Source organism: Nitrospirota bacterium (assembly GCA_040755395.1).
GTDB lineage: Bacteria > Nitrospirota > Nitrospiria > Nitrospirales > Nitrospiraceae > DATLZU01.
In genome coordinates this window covers 1-1299 of sequence record JBFMAX010000059.1, presented here as the reverse complement: position 1 = coordinate 1299, position 1299 = coordinate 1, and the positions used below count along the sequence as shown (strand labels likewise).

At 66.2% G+C, this 1299-nt stretch carries 2 protein-coding genes; one reads left to right on the top strand and one right to left on the bottom strand.

What is annotated here, in order from left to right:
- Positions 1 to 136: 136 nt before the first annotated feature.
- Positions 137 to 511: a hypothetical protein gene (locus tag AB1555_20140; protein ID MEW6248989.1), complete on the bottom strand. Its 375-nt coding sequence runs from the start codon at positions 509 to 511 to the stop codon at positions 137 to 139.
- A 276-nt stretch (positions 512 to 787) separates the two neighbouring features.
- Here AB1555_20140 and AB1555_20135 point away from each other — a divergent pair.
- On the top strand, positions 788 to 1299 hold a 512-nt coding region (locus AB1555_20135), incomplete at its 3' end, for an alcohol dehydrogenase catalytic domain-containing protein (GenBank protein ID MEW6248988.1).

The window sequence follows — 1299 nt, the reverse complement described above, 5'->3', positions numbered from 1 at the left end:
GTGTTCGGCTGAAACACATGCGGCAGCGTGACGTTGCCGGCGACCGCTCCGCCGGCGATGACTGCGCCGACCAACAGCGACGTCCACAGATGCTTGTTTTGAAGGTTCTTCATGAGCCAGTTTCCCCTTGCGTTGGCTACTGCCAAGTCCCCGTTTCCCAGTTCATCTGATCCCAGTGATTCAGCGCGCCGGCGTCGGGGAGGCCGCCGTCCAGGCCTCCATCCACATCGGCGCCCGCGTCACCGACACCGGCGTCCGCGCCCGCGTCGTCGACACCGGCATCCGTGCCAGGGTCGACGGGCCCGCCATCGCCCCCACCAGCGTCCAGAGACATTCCGCCATCCGTCCCCGAATCCGCCCTCGGGTCGAGGACGCAAATCCCCGATGACGAACAGACTTGCCCATCAGGACAGCCCGCGTTGTCGACGCACGGCTTCGGACCGTCCGTGGGGCATCCGGCGAGACACACGCCGATGCCAACCACCGCCACCAGTCGTAGCCATCTGGTCATGAAGCCCTCCCCGTTCTTCGGACCACGCGCCGCGTAGCAAGTGGGCCCCGACGTGTCAAGTGCATCAATTGAAGCGTCATGCGCCTTGATGTGAAATCGAGAGACACCGACACAGGGCTGATGATGTTCGGCTGAAAGTCTTCGATGAAGACGCTCGCCCAGCCCCTCGCGTCGGCCGGCGTCTCGGGTGCAGCCGTTCGTCTGGCTTGTCGATTCCATGGCGCCGGAGGTGAATGCTTGTGACGTCGAGCGCCGGCCACTATCTGTCGGCTTGTCATGCAGACACGATGCTGGGCGGCGCTGGCCGCAGAGAGGAAGCTGGAGCCCTTCACCATCGAGCGCCGTGACGTCGGCGCCTCGGATGTCCTCATCGAGGTGCTGTACTGCGGCATCTGCCACTCCGACATCCACCAAGCGCGCGGGGAGTGGGGCCGCTCCAGCTACCCCATGGTGCCGGGCCACGAAATCGTCGGCCGAGTCACCGAGGTGGGCGCGCGGGTGACGAAGTTCGCGCCGGGCGAACTCGTCGGCGTCGGCTGCATGGTGGACTCGTGCCGCACCTGCGCGCCGTGCAGCCAGCACCACGAGCAGTTCTGCGAGGCCGGCCCCGCGTGGACGTACAACTCCACGGAGATTGACCGGAAGACGCCCACCTTCGGCGGCTACTCCACGCACATCGTCGTCACCGAGGCCTTCGTGGTGAAGGTGCCCGAGTCGCTCGACCTCTCGCGCGCTGCGCCGCTCCTGTGTGCGGGCATCACCACCTACTCGCCGCTGCGCCAGTGGAA